Origin of the sequence: Psychrobacillus sp. PGGUH221 (assembly GCF_042055255.1) — a bacterium.
In the GTDB taxonomy this organism is placed as follows: Bacteria; Bacillota; Bacilli; order Bacillales_A; family Planococcaceae; genus Psychrobacillus.
The window spans coordinates 322,194-338,013 of the sequence record NZ_JAQMHQ010000001.1; the positions used below are offsets into that span (position 1 = coordinate 322,194).

At 32.7% G+C, this 15,820-nt stretch carries 11 protein-coding genes; all 11 read right to left on the reverse strand.

Annotation, left to right across the window (positions count from 1 at the left end; genetic code table 11):
* Window positions 1–3: 3 nt before the first annotated feature.
* The gene (locus PGC35_RS01530) at window positions 4–1,107 is read right to left on the reverse strand and encodes a glycosyltransferase family 2 protein (protein ID WP_375217904.1); all 1,104 of its coding nucleotides are present in this window, start codon (window positions 1,105–1,107) and stop codon (window positions 4–6) included.
* On the reverse strand, window positions 1,100–2,047 hold the full coding sequence (fcl, locus tag PGC35_RS01535) for a GDP-L-fucose synthase (protein ID WP_375217905.1): 948 nt from the start codon (window positions 2,045–2,047) through the stop codon (window positions 1,100–1,102). The genes PGC35_RS01530 and fcl overlap by 8 nt, the downstream gene beginning before the upstream one ends.
* A gap of 760 nt (window positions 2,048–2,807) precedes the next feature.
* Window positions 2,808–3,842, reverse strand: a complete 1,035-nt coding sequence (gmd, locus tag PGC35_RS01540) for a GDP-mannose 4,6-dehydratase (protein ID WP_375217906.1) — start codon at window positions 3,840–3,842, stop codon at window positions 2,808–2,810.
* Between the two features lie 18 nt (window positions 3,843–3,860).
* The gene (locus tag PGC35_RS01545; RefSeq protein WP_375217907.1) at window positions 3,861–5,897 is read right to left on the reverse strand and encodes a glycosyltransferase; all 2,037 of its coding nucleotides are present in this window, start codon (window positions 5,895–5,897) and stop codon (window positions 3,861–3,863) included.
* 59 nt (window positions 5,898–5,956) lie between these two features.
* Window positions 5,957–7,201, reverse strand: coding sequence for an FkbM family methyltransferase (locus PGC35_RS01550; protein ID WP_375217908.1), 1,245 nt, complete (start codon window positions 7,199–7,201; stop codon window positions 5,957–5,959).
* Window positions 7,202–7,449: 248 nt separating this feature from the next.
* The gene (locus PGC35_RS01555; RefSeq protein ID WP_375217909.1) at window positions 7,450–8,679 is read right to left on the reverse strand and encodes a glycosyltransferase family 2 protein; all 1,230 of its coding nucleotides are present in this window, start codon (window positions 8,677–8,679) and stop codon (window positions 7,450–7,452) included.
* A gap of 180 nt (window positions 8,680–8,859) precedes the next feature.
* Window positions 8,860–9,759 carry a hypothetical protein gene (locus PGC35_RS01560; RefSeq protein WP_375217910.1) on the reverse strand — a complete coding sequence of 300 codons (900 nt, stop codon included), beginning with the start codon at window positions 9,757–9,759 and terminating at the stop codon, window positions 8,860–8,862.
* Window positions 9,760–9,771: 12 nt separating this feature from the next.
* Complete coding sequence (locus PGC35_RS01565; protein ID WP_375218266.1) at window positions 9,772–12,561, reverse strand: motility associated factor glycosyltransferase family protein; 2,790 nt, start codon at window positions 12,559–12,561, stop codon at window positions 9,772–9,774.
* On the reverse strand, window positions 12,551–13,897 hold the full coding sequence (locus tag PGC35_RS01570) for a UDP-glucose dehydrogenase family protein (protein ID WP_375217911.1): 1,347 nt from the start codon (window positions 13,895–13,897) through the stop codon (window positions 12,551–12,553). Before PGC35_RS01570 ends, PGC35_RS01565 begins: the two co-directional genes overlap by 11 nt.
* Window positions 13,898–14,836: a UDP-glucuronic acid decarboxylase family protein gene (locus PGC35_RS01575; RefSeq protein WP_375217912.1), complete on the reverse strand. Its 939-nt coding sequence runs from the start codon at window positions 14,834–14,836 to the stop codon at window positions 13,898–13,900.
* Window positions 14,833–15,816: a UDP-glucose 4-epimerase GalE gene (galE, locus tag PGC35_RS01580; RefSeq protein WP_375217913.1), complete on the reverse strand. Its 984-nt coding sequence runs from the start codon at window positions 15,814–15,816 to the stop codon at window positions 14,833–14,835. Before galE ends, PGC35_RS01575 begins: the two co-directional genes overlap by 4 nt.
* Window positions 15,817–15,820: the final 4 nt, after the last annotated feature.

Sequence of the window (15,820 nt, forward strand, 5' to 3'; positions counted from 1 at the left end):
TCCTTACATAAAAGTAGCTACTAATTGTCGCCAATCATATAAAGTAATTTCCTTTTTCAAGTTAGAAGATTTAATTTGATTTTCAACAACTTTATTGTGATTTCCCTCAAAGGCAAATATTATTGAATCTACGTCCTCAAATTCTTTCAACAAAATTTGCGGATTACATATCTTAATTCCATTAAGCTCCATGCCTTGTCTATTAATATCATTATCTAAGAATCCTTTAACCTTAATTCCACTATCTATAAAATCTTTAGCAATTAAATTAGCTACTAAGCCACTTCCAAATAAATAAACAGTAGTAATATTTTTTTCAAAAAGGTATTTGCCTATAGTAGAGTTCCAAAAATAATTTATCTCTAGCCACTTTTTAAAATAAATATCATTTGATAATTCATGTGTAGACCCAACATTAGGTCCAAAATATTTTTTTAAAATTAAATTTGTTTCTTCATTTGTTTTTGAAGAAGTATTGAAATGAGTTGATATTCCACCCTCTCTAAAAATCACAATTTCAACAGGGTAATATTTAAATTCGTCAGCATATTTACTATAAACCCTTATCATCAAATCTAAATCAGCTGCAATACTATAAATTTTATTAAATCCGTGCAAACTTTCAAGAATTTCTCTTTTTAAAAAAGTTGCTGGATGAGGTGGCATCTTTCCTTGTTGAATATCATCTAGCACTAAACTCTTACCTGATTTTCGTTTAAAATCGGTTATTTCATCAATTATTATTATATTCCCGTAAAAGCATAAAGGATACTGATCGGCTTTAGCACATTCTATAATTTCTTTTATAACATTTTTATTTATGAGGTAATCATCTGCATTTAGATATTGAATATAATCTCCTGTTGAAACTTTTAGTCCTTTATTAAAAGCATCATAAATACCTTGATCTTGCTCTGAAATGACTATATCAATTTGCTTACGATACCTCTCAACTATTTCCATCGTTCTATCTCTAGAAGCACCATCTACAATAATGTACTCAATATTATCATATGTTTGAGTAATAACGCTTTGTATGGTCTGTTCAATCGTTTTCTCAGCATTATAGCATGCTGTAATTATACTAATTTTCGGTCCTTTACTCATATAATGCTACATTTTCAAGATACCATTTATATGCATCTTGAACTCCTTCCTTTAATTCAATTTGATGGTGCCAGCCAAGTTTATGTAATTTTGTTGCATCTGTTAGTTTTCGAGGTGTTCCGTCGGGTTTTGTTTTATCAAAGACAAGCTGTCCATCAAATCCAATAACCTTACATAAAATTTGTGCTAACTTCTTAATCGATACTTCTTTTCCGGTACCAATATTAACAAATTCACCAATTTGATCTGCAGAACAATTTTCCATCAAGTAGACACATGCATTTGCTAAATCATCTGTATGTAAAAACTCTCGCAATGGAGTACCAGTCCCCCATACTGTCACAGTCGATTCATCATTCACTTTTGCTTCATGTATTTTACGCATCAGTGCTGGTAACACATGTGAGTTTTGAAGATCAAAGTTATCATTCGGTCCATACAAATTAGTAGGCATAACACTAATATAATCTGTTCCATACTGTTTATTGTAAGCATTACACATTTTAATGCCAGCAATTTTTGCTATCGCATACGCTTCGTTTGTTGATTCGAGCTTGCCAGTTAGCAAAAACTCTTCCTTTAACGGTTGCGCAGCCATTTTCGGATAGATACACGTACTCCCTAAGAAAAGTAATTTCTTCACACCGTATTGACGTGCAGCTTCAATAATATTTGTTTGGATCATTAAGTTATCATAAAGAAACTGACCTGGGTAGGTGGAATTAGCAAATATTCCTCCAACTTTAGCGGCTGCCAAAAATACATACTCTGGTTTCTCCTCTTTGAAAAATAAGTGAACATCATCTTGTTTTCGCAGGTCTAACACATCACTAGATTTCTTTATAATATTTTCGTAACCATTTACTTCTAATGCACGTACAATAGCTGAACCTACTAATCCGTTATGTCCAGATATATATATTTTAGATTTTTTTTTCATTCCCTATTTCTCCTTCACTCCAATATTTATATCGGTTATTATATTTGTAAATAGAGAAAGGACGAACAATTATTAATATTAGTTAATTGTATCGTCCTGTTAATATATTTTAATGATACCAATAAACCGAATCCTTTTTTATACTTGCTAGATTTCCCGCAAGTATAGAATGTGTATTCTTATACTTTTTATTTATAAGACTACCCGAAGCTACTATATTGGATTTCCCTATATAACTTCCTTTTAATACAGTGACTCTGCATCCTATCCAAATCCTATCATCTATCTTAATTGATACTGGTTTATTAATTACTGTTCCATCATTATTTTCTATTCTATGAAAATCTGTATCTATCAAAAGAATGTCCCAAGAAAAAAGAACGTTTTTCCCAATTATAATTTCTTTACTGCAAATGATAGTACTTTCTGCTGTAATAATAAAATTGTCACCAATTTCAAGATTCCCGGAAACTGATACTTTTGTACCATGTCCTAAATTTGCTTTTCCTTTAAAAATTTATTGTTCCGGTATTTTCCCATATTGACCTTGATTTTTCTTTATCAAATATACCAACATACCAACGTCTCCAAAACCTATTTTCACATTAAATCTTTCAAGATTTGCTACTTCTACCTTACCCGATAAATTACGAAGGTAGACTTTATGTGAAACTAAGACTGGTAGTTTTAAAATACCTCTTATACCAAAATACTTTAAATTAAAAATGAACGTTTTTGCAAAGATCTTATTACATCCATTCTAAATTTCATACTTTCTCTCCATTATATACAAGTCTTCACGAACCATCATCTTCACAAGTTCATCAAAGTCTGTTTTCGGCTTCCAGCCTAGTTTTTCTTTCGCTTTTGCTGGATTTCCAAGCAATAATTCAACCTCCGTAGGACGGTAATACTGAGGATCTACTGCTACTATTACTTTACCGTTAGTTTTATCAATTCCTTTTTCTTTAGCGCCATGACCTTGCCATTCAATTTCAATTCCAGCCTCTGAAAAAGCTTTCTCAACAAACTCACGGACAGAGCGTGTCTGGCCTGAGGCAATAACAAAATCTTCAGGCTGTTCTTGTTGTAAAATTAACCACATTGCCTCTACATAATCTCCTGCAAATCCCCAATCGCGCTTCGCATCAAGATTTCCTAAATATAAACAATCTTGCTTGCCATACTTAATATTTGCAACAGCGATTGTAATCTTTCGAGTTACAAATGTCTCTCCCCTAATCGGTGACTCATGATTAAATAGAATGCCATTACATGCAAAAATATTATATGCTTCGCGATAATTTACTGTAATCCAATAAGCATAAATTTTTGCAGCAGCATATGGGCTACGTGGATAAAATGGCGTCGTTTCAGATTGTGGAGTCTCCTGAACCTTGCCATATAGTTCACTTGTAGATGCTTGGTATACTTTCGTTTTCTTCTCAAGACCTAAAATGCGGATTGCCTCAAGTAAACGTAAAGTTCCAATCCCATCTGCATTTGCCGTATACTCAGGTGTATCAAATGATACCTTTACATGACTCATCGCTGCTAAATTATAAACTTCATCAGGTAATATTTCAGACATAAGACGAATAATATTTGATGAATCTGTCATATCTCCGTAGTGCAGATGAACCCGTTCATCTGCTAAATATTCTTCAATACGATCATAACGTTCTATGGACGCGCGGCGAACTAACCCGTGAACTTCATATCCTTTATCTAAAAGGAACTTTGTTAAGTAGGCACCGTCTTGACCTGTTATTCCAGTTATTAGAGCTATTTTCATCTATGTTACTTCCTATCGTTAATTATAAATTTTAATTAAAGGATTTTTTATATCTTTAACCAATTGCTCATATATATCATTCTCAAAACTAGCGGATGAAATAATAATTGGAATTTCTCTATTAATCTCACTTAAAGAAACAATCTTGCAATGCTCTATAAATTTCGTACCGTGTAATAAAGGATTTCGATCGATTATCGCATGTACAAGAGATTTTAAGGACGGACATTCTTCAAGTAACTCTTTAGTATGCATCCCTGCCCCATAAATGTAAACTGATTGTGTTAGCTTTGAATTTATATAATCATTAAGTGGTATAGATACCAGTTCAGTTTGATATTCTTCTTTAGAAGTACATCTTACAACTTCTCCATTTAAAATAGCTTGACGATGTTCATTAAAGAACGAACTTTTATATAGTATACCGCCAAACGATGAATCAATTGCAAAGCCAAGTCCATCTGTTTTCAAAATACTCGACGCCGATTTAAAGAAACTTTTATCATTTTGTTTTTTTAACACAACAGTACTCATCAATACATCTGAAGATATTCCTTTATACAGCATCGTAGAAAAATAGCTTTCACTCATTTGATATTGTTCACGATCTACAAATACGGCACCATCATTTTCAACTCCATTTAACAAGGCTTCTTCGAATGTGACTAGCAAATATTTGTTAGAAAATTGTTTTTGACGATTTGAAATAATGATTATCTTTTGGGGCATAGCTAAAGGTTTTGTAAATCCCGTCCCCTTAATTTTTTCCACATTTTGGAATTCCTCTTTGTTTTTAATAATTTCTGGAATTTTCTTTCGATCAAAATATAGTACTTGACTTTTATTATTTTTAAAGTTTTTAATACTCTTCTCATAGACATCTAAATATTGTTGTGTGATTGATTTATGATCAAAATGATCAACACTATATTCTCTAGCCTTTTTAGAAAATTCTTCACGGAGAAATGTGCTAGTAACTAAACGCTTCGTATATTCGTACAAAGCATCAACATCTTTAAATGGAGATACAAACCCTGTTTCACCATGTTGGACAAGTTCAGGAATTCCTCCTGTTTCAAATGTTACAATGGGCACACCACACGCCATTGCTTCCGAAATGACTAAAGGACATGTATCAGCAATAGAAGGGAATAAATAGATATCAAAGGTGTTATACACCTCCGCCATTTCTTCTTCACTGGAAATATACCCAACATGGTACAAACTCTCATTTTCATAACCTTTTTTATCACCGCCTACATTAACAAGGAGCACATCATAGCCTTCTTCTACAAGTCTATCCATAACAGCTTGAACATATCGACCACCTTTTCTTTCCTGACCAAATGTACCTCCATTTGCAACCGCACCAATAATAATTCGGTTTGTAGGGATGCCATACTTTTGTCGTAAAATTTTCTTCTTTTTTGGTTTATACAAATCTATATCTACTCCATTAAGGATGATCTCCATTGGATGTCCACTTAAAATCCCATTACTCGCTATATCTCCAATCCATTTAGCTGTTGGTACTATAAATAACTTAGAGTGTCGATAAATCAGATTTTTTTCTATAAAATTATCACTTGTTCGATCCTTTTCAAGCCTTGGATATTCATCAAGTATTGGGCAGTTACCACATCCACTCCTCCAGCGATTACACGCGTATGAATAACTACAATGCCCAGTAACAGAATGCATATCATGGAGTGACCAAACAATCGGTTTAAGATGAGATAAATAAGATAATGAAAACGGATTAAAGTATCCACCATGTAAGTTATGTAAATGAATAACATCTGCTTCTTGCACCAGATGATTTTCATGCAATCTAAAACTACCAGACAAATCATAATACTGATAGCCATCTTTAATACAATCCTTATTATGTTCATTCTCAATATCAAATGAGAATGTACGAATAGAATCTGTTTCTTTAAAACCTACAAGTATATCTGATTGATATCCCATTTCATTTTGTTCAATCATTAATCTTAGAGGTATTCTCGCTGCTCCACCACGTAAGTCATTGGTATTAATGTGAAGTATTTTCATTCTAAAATCTCCACTCCTATCTCTCTAAATCCACTAGAGCAACTATCATAAAAACTACCCTACTTTCTGACAGTAGCAAAGCAAACAGTTCCCCACACAAACATACCATCAGTATGATTGATATAAACTTTGTATTCTGGAAAGTTAGTTTTAATCCATAAAGGTATTTCCCATAAATCTGTTGGTGAATGATAAATACAGATGGCTAAATCTGGCTTATCACGTTTAATTACACCTCTAGCCCCTTTTAAGGCATTTAATTCAGCACCCTCAATATCCATTTTAATAAAGTTAACTTTAGAAATATTATTTCCCTCTACAAAATGATCTAAAGTTACAACCTCTATGTCACTTTCACCTTCTCCAATTCTTGAACTTTCTAGGCTATCGTCTCTTTCATCAAACTTCAATACTGCATTTTCATTCCAAAGTCCTTTTTTAACAGGTTCAATATTTGAAAATGAGTTTTGTAGACTTAAAATTTTTTCAAATCCAGCTTTTGAAGGTTCAAATGAATAAATTTTTCCCTTTACATTCTTAAAAGCAAACAATATAGCAGTATCCCCTATAAATCCGCCTGCATCTATTACTACATTTAGGTTAGCATTGGTTATAATATCCTTGTATTCATACGTTGAATTAATCAATCCTGTAATAAGTAAATCTTGTTCATACTTTTGAAAGTTTTTTTCGAATTTACTAGTTAGTTCATTTTTTAATCTGATTTTCTTAATTCCATTCACTCTATGTATTGTTAAAGGTATTGGTAAATTATTTTTTCCTCTTTTAATAGGATTTAGTGATGTTAATCTATAGTTGATTACCCTCGTATAAATATCCTTTGAATATTCATCTTCTAACATGTCATATACTTCCTCAAATCGTTCTTGATTATTAATCAAAGATTCATAAAACGGTGCACCTACACAATTAGAAAATTGGATTTCATCTATCCAATACAAATTATCATATGCAATAAAATCTTCAAATAATTGTAATCCAATCTTTTGGAGTTGTTTTGCAATTTCATCGCTATGTATAGAAGTTATTATTATTTTACATTCTATAAAATTTATCTCATTAATACTTAGTATTGGAATACCTTTAATAAAATCACCTTTTTTTTTCTTATCATTATCTAAAATGCCTTTTACATATTTCCCACGTTTTTGTAACCATTCGTAACAAAATTCCCCATCTGAATCCGCCCCAAACAAATAAAATTCGTTATTATCGTCAATAAACCGCTTCAAATAGCCAAGACTTTCTATCGGTTTGTAATTTACTATTTCCAAAAAGGTCATCTTCCTTTACTCCAAAAATTAGGTATTAAATCAAAATTTATGAAACTATAGTTTTTTAAGTTAACAATCCTAAATGAAAAAGGTAATTTTCCTTCTACAAATATTTATGATGCCTGCATTTCTATCGTTCACATTAACGTTGTGGGCTTGCATTTGCACTCAAACAAATTGGTCATCACTTATGTCTCGAAATTCATTTTTATAATTAGATTAATATTCTAAGAAAAACTACCATTTCTGGCTGCTAATTAAATTATTTTCTTCCAAGAGAGCACCTTCACAACTGTATTATTATATTTACTTTCCATTTCTTCAATTACTTTTTTATCATGCTCCCCTTCAATTGTAACAATTATGGTAGCAACTTCACTACTATTAACTGCTTCAATAGGTATAACATTTAATCCATTAATAATAGCTTGGCTCTCTTTAGTATTAGTAACTACAAAGTTTGAAACATTAATACCTCTTAACTTTAATAATGCCTGAATATCTCTCCCTAATTTACCTATTCCAAATATATATACATTATTTTGTATTAACTCTAGCACACGACTCTCATCTAATAAAATATGAAATAAATTTGCTTTCATCTTGCTAATTACGGATTCAATTTTCCCCCTCCGTATATTATAAATATATTCCGAAGTATAAAAATCCGCTTCAAAATTTCGGTTAATTTGGTTTGGATGTTTTAACGGAAATTTCATTTTATATCTTGGAAGATTTGCCTGCAATTCATTATTCTCATGTGTATGGGTAGCATTTTCCGTAAAGCCTATATTACTAACGAGATTCTTTTTGGGTATTACTGATAGTCCACCGTTATACCAACATGAAAAAGTCCATGGATAAGCCCATGAGTCAATCTTTCCTTCGTAAACATCATCATAAATTCTTGTCCAATATTCTTGGAAAAACGGGTCATAGCACATTTTATTAAAAATATCTGAATTCCTATATTTTGGCCATTCTTTCATTTTGACATCTATCATTCTCCAAGCTTGTCGCCATGTTGCCCAGCCCCAACAATGAGGATAAATTGAATAATAATAACTTTCTTGTAAATCAAAATCGTTTTTTTGAAAATTATCACCGGAGATTGCCATTATTCGATCATCATTTTTGTAATAATCTAGCATTTCTTCACAAAATCTAAAAAAGTCTTCATGAGGTACACAATCATCCTCTAAAATAATCGCATCTTCTACTTGCTCAAAAACTAAATCTAGCCCTGATGAAATCCTTTTTTGACAACCTAGATTCTCGTTTGAAAAAATGTACCTTATATCACATTCCCAATCCACCTGAATAATTGCTCTTGCCTGAGCACATAACTTTTCTTCCCCTTCTTTATGTAGCCGAGGACCATCACCAATTATGAAAAGTTGCATTGGTTTATACTTCCGAATTTCTTCAAAAACAATTGCTGTTGTTTCCGGGCGGTTGAATATTATAAATACTATCGGTTTTTTCATCTTTCCTCCACAAAATTAAGTTTTATATTTTCTTATGCCCCATGTATTTTTAAAATCAAGCCACTGAAACAATCAAGTCATTATAACTAACTAGATCAAATACATGTTTAGAGTTATTAGTTTTATAGCATCATCTTGGAATGATTTATTTTCATATTTAATAAGAAATTCCCAAAAACTTCACAAACCTAGGCAATTTTCATTCTTATAAAAGATACTAGTCTGTGATTTAAAATCATACATTGGAAACATCCCAATAAAATCTAACCTTTTAAAGCCATTCTCTTTTAAAAAATGATAGCCTTGTTCATATGACTCCCTATCTGAGTTATCCCAAATGATGACACCTTTTTTACTTAAAGAATTTATGCAATTGATTGCACAATTTACTCGATCCCTGCCATCAATAACAACTATATCAATTTCCTTATATTTTGTAATCTCCCTTGAATATTCTCCATCATAAACCAATTCTTTAAAGATTACCTGAACATTAGAACCTTCAGTTTCTTTTACAACCTTTTCAAACCACTCTTGATCGTGTTCAACAGCAAAAACTTTATTCACTCTTTTAGACCACCAAACTGTACTATTTCCTGAACCATATTCAAAAACATTCATATTTTGATTGACTCTACCTGATATAAACTCAATACATGGATATGTAATCCAAGGAATGGGGTTGCCGTTTTGATCTATAGAATTCATTTCATTGATACTTCTGTAAAATCCACTTTCCTCTAAGTAATTATATTTCTTTTGATTTAAATGTGAATAAATCGGATTATATAATTCTTCATGTATCGTCTTTACAGGTTTATTGATTAGTGTAGATAGTTTATTTTGAAGTGATTTAGATTCTACTTTATTTCCAACAGCAATCATTACGAAATCTATATTATTTAAACTTTCTTTTGAAATTTCATATACATTTTTATAAACAATTACATCGTCTAAATTTCTTGAATCTGTTATTTTACCCTTTTTGTCAATATAAAACATAACAGAATAACCTTGAAGTTTTAAAATTTCACTTGCATAATAACCAGAAACACTTGCACCATATATTGCAACTTTCATTTTAACAGCTCCTTATAATGTTAAAGCAGGACGAAACCCAACATGTTCTCCAATTGTATCTTCTCGACGAATATATAAAGTCTTAAAATCTACTTCGCTAGTACCAATGTTACTACCCCTAAATCCAACGTACTGAATTTTATCCTTTATATCACACCACATAGTTCCTTTAATCCAAGTTGATGAATTACTATCATAATTCCACATAATTTTGTTCTTATTTTGATTAATATATGCATTGTCTATTGAAAGAACTTTTTCACAGTCTGTTTCTCTTCCAAATATATTATTACCTGTTGGCAAAGAAATTTTTAACTGGTTCTCCGGTTTATTTTTACACTTTAAACCTGATGTGATTCGTCTCCAACTTACGTAATTTTGTACAACTCTATCAGCAATCAATTTCTTCTTGCCCTCAGATTCATCTACCATAATAAAATAAAAATCCCCATTTGGATTAGGGCATGAATTAACTGGTAAAAAAACAGTTGTTTCATTACCAAGGTTGGAGAATTTTCCTACTGTATTGTAAGAAGCTTCATACCGACAACGAATACGCTTCCCAATTTCAAGTTCTTCAACAGACATTACTTCGTCAATATGATAAGCTCGACCAGTTGAGTAAATCTCAATTCCCTCGAAAACAAAGAATGGATTATTCGACAAAATAGTAATTTTCACGTCGTGTATTTTTTCTTCAAGATCAAAAACTTCCAATAGTTTTTGATGCATAAAAGAACCGTATTTATCTTCCTCGTAACGATTGTTAATTGTAATTATATTTACTTTTTCATCAATCTCAATTTGGAGTTTTAATGCTTTCTGAGAATGAATAGTCCCAAATATTTTTAAGGTTGTACCACAAAATTTAAAAGTTATAGTAGAATTTTTTTCTTTTGTTTCTACACCTACCGTATAAATACTTGGTGCAGATTCTATATTTTCTATTAGCGTATGATATTTTTTTTCCCACTTTCCAACATAATGAAAAATTCCGGAAGTACTTACATAACTTCCCATTCCAGTTTGTTCTTGTAATGCTGGCAATGTACGGCTGGCAACGATTGGTGCAACATCCCGATAAATAGCACGACAATTAGCACGATAAACATTGTACACTTGAATAACTTTTTTTGCTTTTTCTTTCGAAGCACCCATTGTACGTATTAGCTGTGTCTCCGCTTTTAATTTTTCGAATGCAATTTGAGCTATTGGTAAAATGGTCGTTAGGTAAAAAGTATTTTGATGGTATTTTTGGAAAAGTTCATCAAACTTTTCTAATCTTCGTTGAATTTGACTCACTTTTAAATTTTCAAGTGAATGTTGGAAATCATTTAGGTGTTTCTCTAGCTCTTTGTCTTGTTGAACGAATTGTTCAAATGCCTTACTATATTTTTTCATATAGGCTTTATCTAGCGGACTTGATTTTTCTGATAATGTTGTTTTCCACCAATCATCTACCACTACTTTTTCTAGTAATTCTTTTTCCAGTAGCTGTTGAAGAGATAGATAAGTTGTCCCTTCAATAGCTGCCCCACCATTCGTAGTATTGATCACTGGAATAGTGATCTGTTTTAAATAGATTTCCATATTTTCTTTCATCCGGTTAAAGCTACTATTAGTTAGTACTTGATCACCTTGAACATCTTTCACTTCAAATGTTTTAATAAGATCATCTTTTTGTATAGAGTTATCCGTTACTTCCTTTTTCTCTTTGTCGTAGCGATTGATTCCTTTTGCATAAAACTGATTTTTCTTAAATGCAAAGTTTTGACCTACTAGTATAATTTTACTAACTTCCATTATAGTTAGTAATTGAAGCGTCACTATCGCAATTGTCGTAGCATCATTCACCACAATTTGCTTGTCATTGTGAAAATTAGTAGTGAGCCCATCTTGAGATGTTGGGAAATACAACTTTGGTCCTTGATAGAATTCCAATGTTTCAAAACCGACAGTAGATCCGTAAATCATTGGTACAGTATCAATCCCGCGTTCATATAGCTCTTTAAAAACTGTATGGTTATGACTTTGAGGATCGTATGTGCAAACAGCGTCTGGCAATATACCTTCCTGAACTAACGCTTTATTTGCTGAACCGACCGCCAAAATATATGCAAGTCCATTTTCTTTTATCTTTTTAATATTATCTATTTCTTCACTTAGTGATGGACCTGCACTAACTAATAACACTGGTTTTCCTTCGAAATATTTCTTTTTTTCTACTAAGAGGTTTGGGTGTTCGAACGTTTTTGGTAAATTCATTAATGCATTTATTGTCCAACGTCTTGAAAAGATATTCGATGCAACTACATTTACTTGTTTATTGTCCACCTGTTTTTTGAAAGCTTCGATAAATTTTTTTAAATTTTCTGTTTGCCATCTTTCATAGCTTGGAAGAACAATGATTTCAAATCTATGCTGCATTGCTCCTTCAAAAACCAATAAGCTTTCTTCCATTGTCTTTTCCGCAATTTCCACCACATAGTTATTTAGATATTCACTTGGAAATTTTGATTTGGCTTTATTTTGCATACATAAATTAGCAACTTCTTCAAAAGGTTCATAAACGGAAGCTAGTTTGTTAGGATATCGTTCAAAAAAGGCTCGTACAACATACCCCATACCAGCACCATAAAAAAGAATATGATCTGCACTTTCAATTTTGTCTTTAAAAGATTCAATTATTCTTTCTGCCTCTTTTATCGGATCATATTTACTATGAAGCAGGATAGGTTTGCCTTCTACGATTGCTTCAATAATTGGTAACCCATTTTTACTTTCCGTATAGTTAAATTCCATTTTGTCCAATTGGTAACACCTTCTTTTGTACAGGCTTAGCTGCTTGTCCTATTCCTTCTATTTGCCAACCTAAATTTGTTAGCTCTTTAATTGACAACACATTTCTTCCGTCTAAAATTAATGGGCTTTTTGGGTAGTCAATCAATTGCTTCCAATCACTATTAACTATCTCGTCCCATTCCGTGACTAATAGAATGGCATCTGCATTCGTTATACAATCCTGAACTGAGTTCGTATATTCAATGGATGGGTGAGAGAAATCGTTTATTTCATGTACAACTGGATCGTATACTTTTACTTGTGCTTTTGAATCTAGTAGATTCTTTATTATCTTAAGAGATGGTGCTTCTCTCATATCATCCGTGTCTGGTTTAAAAGCAAGTCCTAATATAGCAATTTTCTTACCTATCATATCTCCATTAAAATGGTTTAACACTCTTTCAAGGAAGATTTGACTTTGCTGATGGTTTGCATGTATAGCTGCGTCCACAATACTTAATGAAATGCCATTTTCACACCCTAAATAAGCTAATGCTGCTGTATCCTTTGGAAAACATGACCCACCATAACCAAGTCCAGCATTTAAAAAAGAACGACCTATGCGATGATCTAACCCCATTCCGTCAGCTACATCATTTACTTCTGCTCCAAGCATTTCACAGAGATTGGCGATTTGGTTAATATAACTAATTTTCACTGCTAAAAAAGCATTAGAAGCATATTTAATCATTTCAGCACTACGACGATTTGTACGAACAACAGGGACCTCTAAATTTTCAAACAAAGATTGGATTGTATCACCAGCTCGCTCGTTTTCTGCACCAATTACGATTCGATCTGCATGAAATGTATCATATATTGCATGTCCTTCACGTAAAAATTCTGGATTCGAAACAACTTGTACATTCACTGACGCTCTTAGTTCCTGCTCGATAATTGCTTGTACTAAGTCATTCGTTCCAACAGGTACTGTACTTTTAACTACTACAATTGTATCTCTTACTACTTTGTGTGCAATATCACGAGCTGCCTGTTCTATATGAACTAAATTTGCTGAACCATTTTCACTTTGTGGAGTACCAACAGCGATAAAGATTATTTCAGCCTGGTCAAATGCTTCACTATGGTTTGTAGTAAAGTGCAAACGATTTTCAGCAATATTTTTTTCTAGTAATGCATCTAAGTCTGGTTCGTAAATAGGTGAATTACCTTGACTAAGAGTATTAACTTTATTTTCATCAATATCTATACATGTTACTGTATGACCAATTTCAGATAATACTACCCCCGTAACCAATCCTACATAACCCGTTCCAATTACTGCTACATTCTCCATTTAACATTCCACCCTATTAACAAAATAAGCAATCGTTTTTTGTAGTCCTATATCAAGTGAAACTTTTGGGTGCCAATTCAATATATGGCTTGCCTCATCAATAACTGGCTGACGTTGTTTTGGATCGTCCTGTGGTAATTCATTGAATTGAAGAGGTGATTCATTACCCGTAAAACGAATAACCTTTTTTGCAAGCTCGAGCATAGTAAATTCATTTGGATTCCCCAGATTTATCGGTCCTTGTATTTCCTTTGGTGTTGCCATCATTCGGATAAATCCCTCTATTAAATCATCCACATAACAGAAAGAGCGTGATTGCTTCCCATCTCCATAAACTGTTAAAGATTTATTTTGTAATGACTGCATGATAAAATTGCTTACTACTCGACCATCTTTTGGATCCATTCTTGGCCCATATGTATTAAATATACGTACTATTTTTATCTCTACATTGTACATACGTGCATAATCCGAAAATAACGTTTCTGCACCACGTTTTCCTTCGTCATAACAGCTTCGAATGCCAATCGGATTCACATTACCCCAGTAATCCTCTGGTTGTGGATGTACTAACGGATCTCCATATACTTCTGAAGTAGAAGCTTGGAATATTTTTGCACCCGTTTGCCGAGCAAGTTCGAGCACATTTAAAGCACCTAGTATACTCGTTTTAAACGTATGTACAGGATTTGCCTGATAATGAATCGGACTTGCTGGACATGCTAAATTATAAATTTCATCAAAATCACCTAAATCCGGAAAAGAATTAGTTATGTCATGTTTTACAAATGTAATTCTTTCTTCGAGATGCTTGATGTTTTCTTCGTTTCCAGTTTGGAGATTATCCAGACAAACAACCTCATGTCCATGCTCGACTAATCGGTCAATTAAATGAGAACCTAAAAACCCAGCCCCACCTGTAACTAAAATACGTTTCATACTGTTCCTCCAAATTTCTTTACGTGCCAATCCCAAGCAGTTTTAATGATTTTTTCTAATTTATACTGGGGCTGCCATCCTAAAACTTGCTCAGCTTTTATCGCTGATCCAATGAGTTTTGCTGGATCCCCAGTTCTTTTATCTACCATTACTGTTTTTATTTGTTGGCCTGTAATCTCTTCCGCAGTTTGAATAATTTCCAAGACGGAATATCCTAATCCATTGCCTAAATTTAGCTTTAAGTTTCCTCCATGCTGCTCTAAATAATCAACTGCTCTACTATGCGCATCAGCTAAATCCGTTACATGTATATAATCTCGAATACAAGTACCATCCGGCGTGTCAAAATCACGTCCAAATACACTAATTGAACTTCTATTCCCAATAGCAACGTCTAACACTAATGGAATAAGATGAGATTCTGGTTCGTGCCACTCACCAATTTCACAATCTACATCTGCACCTGCAGCGTTAAAATAACGTAGTGCTACATATTTTAAGCCATAAGCACGTGAATAATCTTCCATCACTTGCTCCATCATGAGTTTTGTTCGTCCATAAGGATTTATCGGGTTTTGCGGATGTTTTTCCGTAATGGGCAATACTTGTGGATTGCCGTAAGTTGCACATGTTGAAGAGAACACAATGTTTTTTACATTATACTCTAGCATCACATCTAAAAGCTGAAGTGTATTGACTACATTATTATGATAATATTTAGCTGGTTTCTCTACAGACTCTCCTACATACGCAGATGCAGCAAAGTGAATAACAGAATTTATGCTTTGGTATTCACTAAATAAGGTATGTAAATCTTTCTTATTATCTAAGTCACCTTTGAAAAAAGGAACTTTGTTTGGCACAAACTCCCTATGACCTGTACTTAGATTATCAAACACCACAATTTCTTTACCTTGCTTCATTAAATACTTCACGGTATGAGAACCAATATATCCTGCACCGCCCACAACTAAAATCATTTAA

What these genes read in the sequence shown, in the direction of transcription:
- fcl (WP_375217905.1), bottom strand. Translation starts at nt 2,047, where the DNA reads ATGAAAAAAAAATCTAAAATATATATATCTGGACATAACGGATTAGTA.
- gmd (WP_375217906.1), bottom strand. Translation starts at nt 3,842, where the DNA reads ATGAAAATAGCTCTAATAACTGGAATAACAGGTCAAGACGGTGCCTAC.
- PGC35_RS01575 (WP_375217912.1), bottom strand. Translation starts at nt 14,836, where the DNA reads ATGAAACGTATTTTAGTTACAGGTGGGGCTGGGTTTTTAGGTTCTCAT.
- PGC35_RS01565 (WP_375218266.1), bottom strand. Translation starts at nt 12,561, where the DNA reads ATGGAATTTAACTATACGGAAAGTAAAAATGGGTTACCAATTATTGAA.
- PGC35_RS01560 (WP_375217910.1), bottom strand. Translation starts at nt 9,759, where the DNA reads ATGAAAGTTGCAATATATGGTGCAAGTGTTTCTGGTTATTATGCAAGT.
- PGC35_RS01570 (WP_375217911.1), bottom strand. Translation starts at nt 13,897, where the DNA reads ATGGAGAATGTAGCAGTAATTGGAACGGGTTATGTAGGATTGGTTACG.
- PGC35_RS01545 (WP_375217907.1), bottom strand. Translation starts at nt 5,897, where the DNA reads ATGAAAATACTTCACATTAATACCAATGACTTACGTGGTGGAGCAGCG.
- galE (WP_375217913.1), bottom strand. Translation starts at nt 15,816, where the DNA reads ATGATTTTAGTTGTGGGCGGTGCAGGATATATTGGTTCTCATACCGTG.
- PGC35_RS01550 (WP_375217908.1), bottom strand. Translation starts at nt 7,201, where the DNA reads ATGACCTTTTTGGAAATAGTAAATTACAAACCGATAGAAAGTCTTGGC.
- PGC35_RS01530 (WP_375217904.1), bottom strand. Translation starts at nt 1,107, where the DNA reads ATGAGTAAAGGACCGAAAATTAGTATAATTACAGCATGCTATAATGCT.
- PGC35_RS01555 (WP_375217909.1), bottom strand. Translation starts at nt 8,679, where the DNA reads ATGAAAAAACCGATAGTATTTATAATATTCAACCGCCCGGAAACAACA.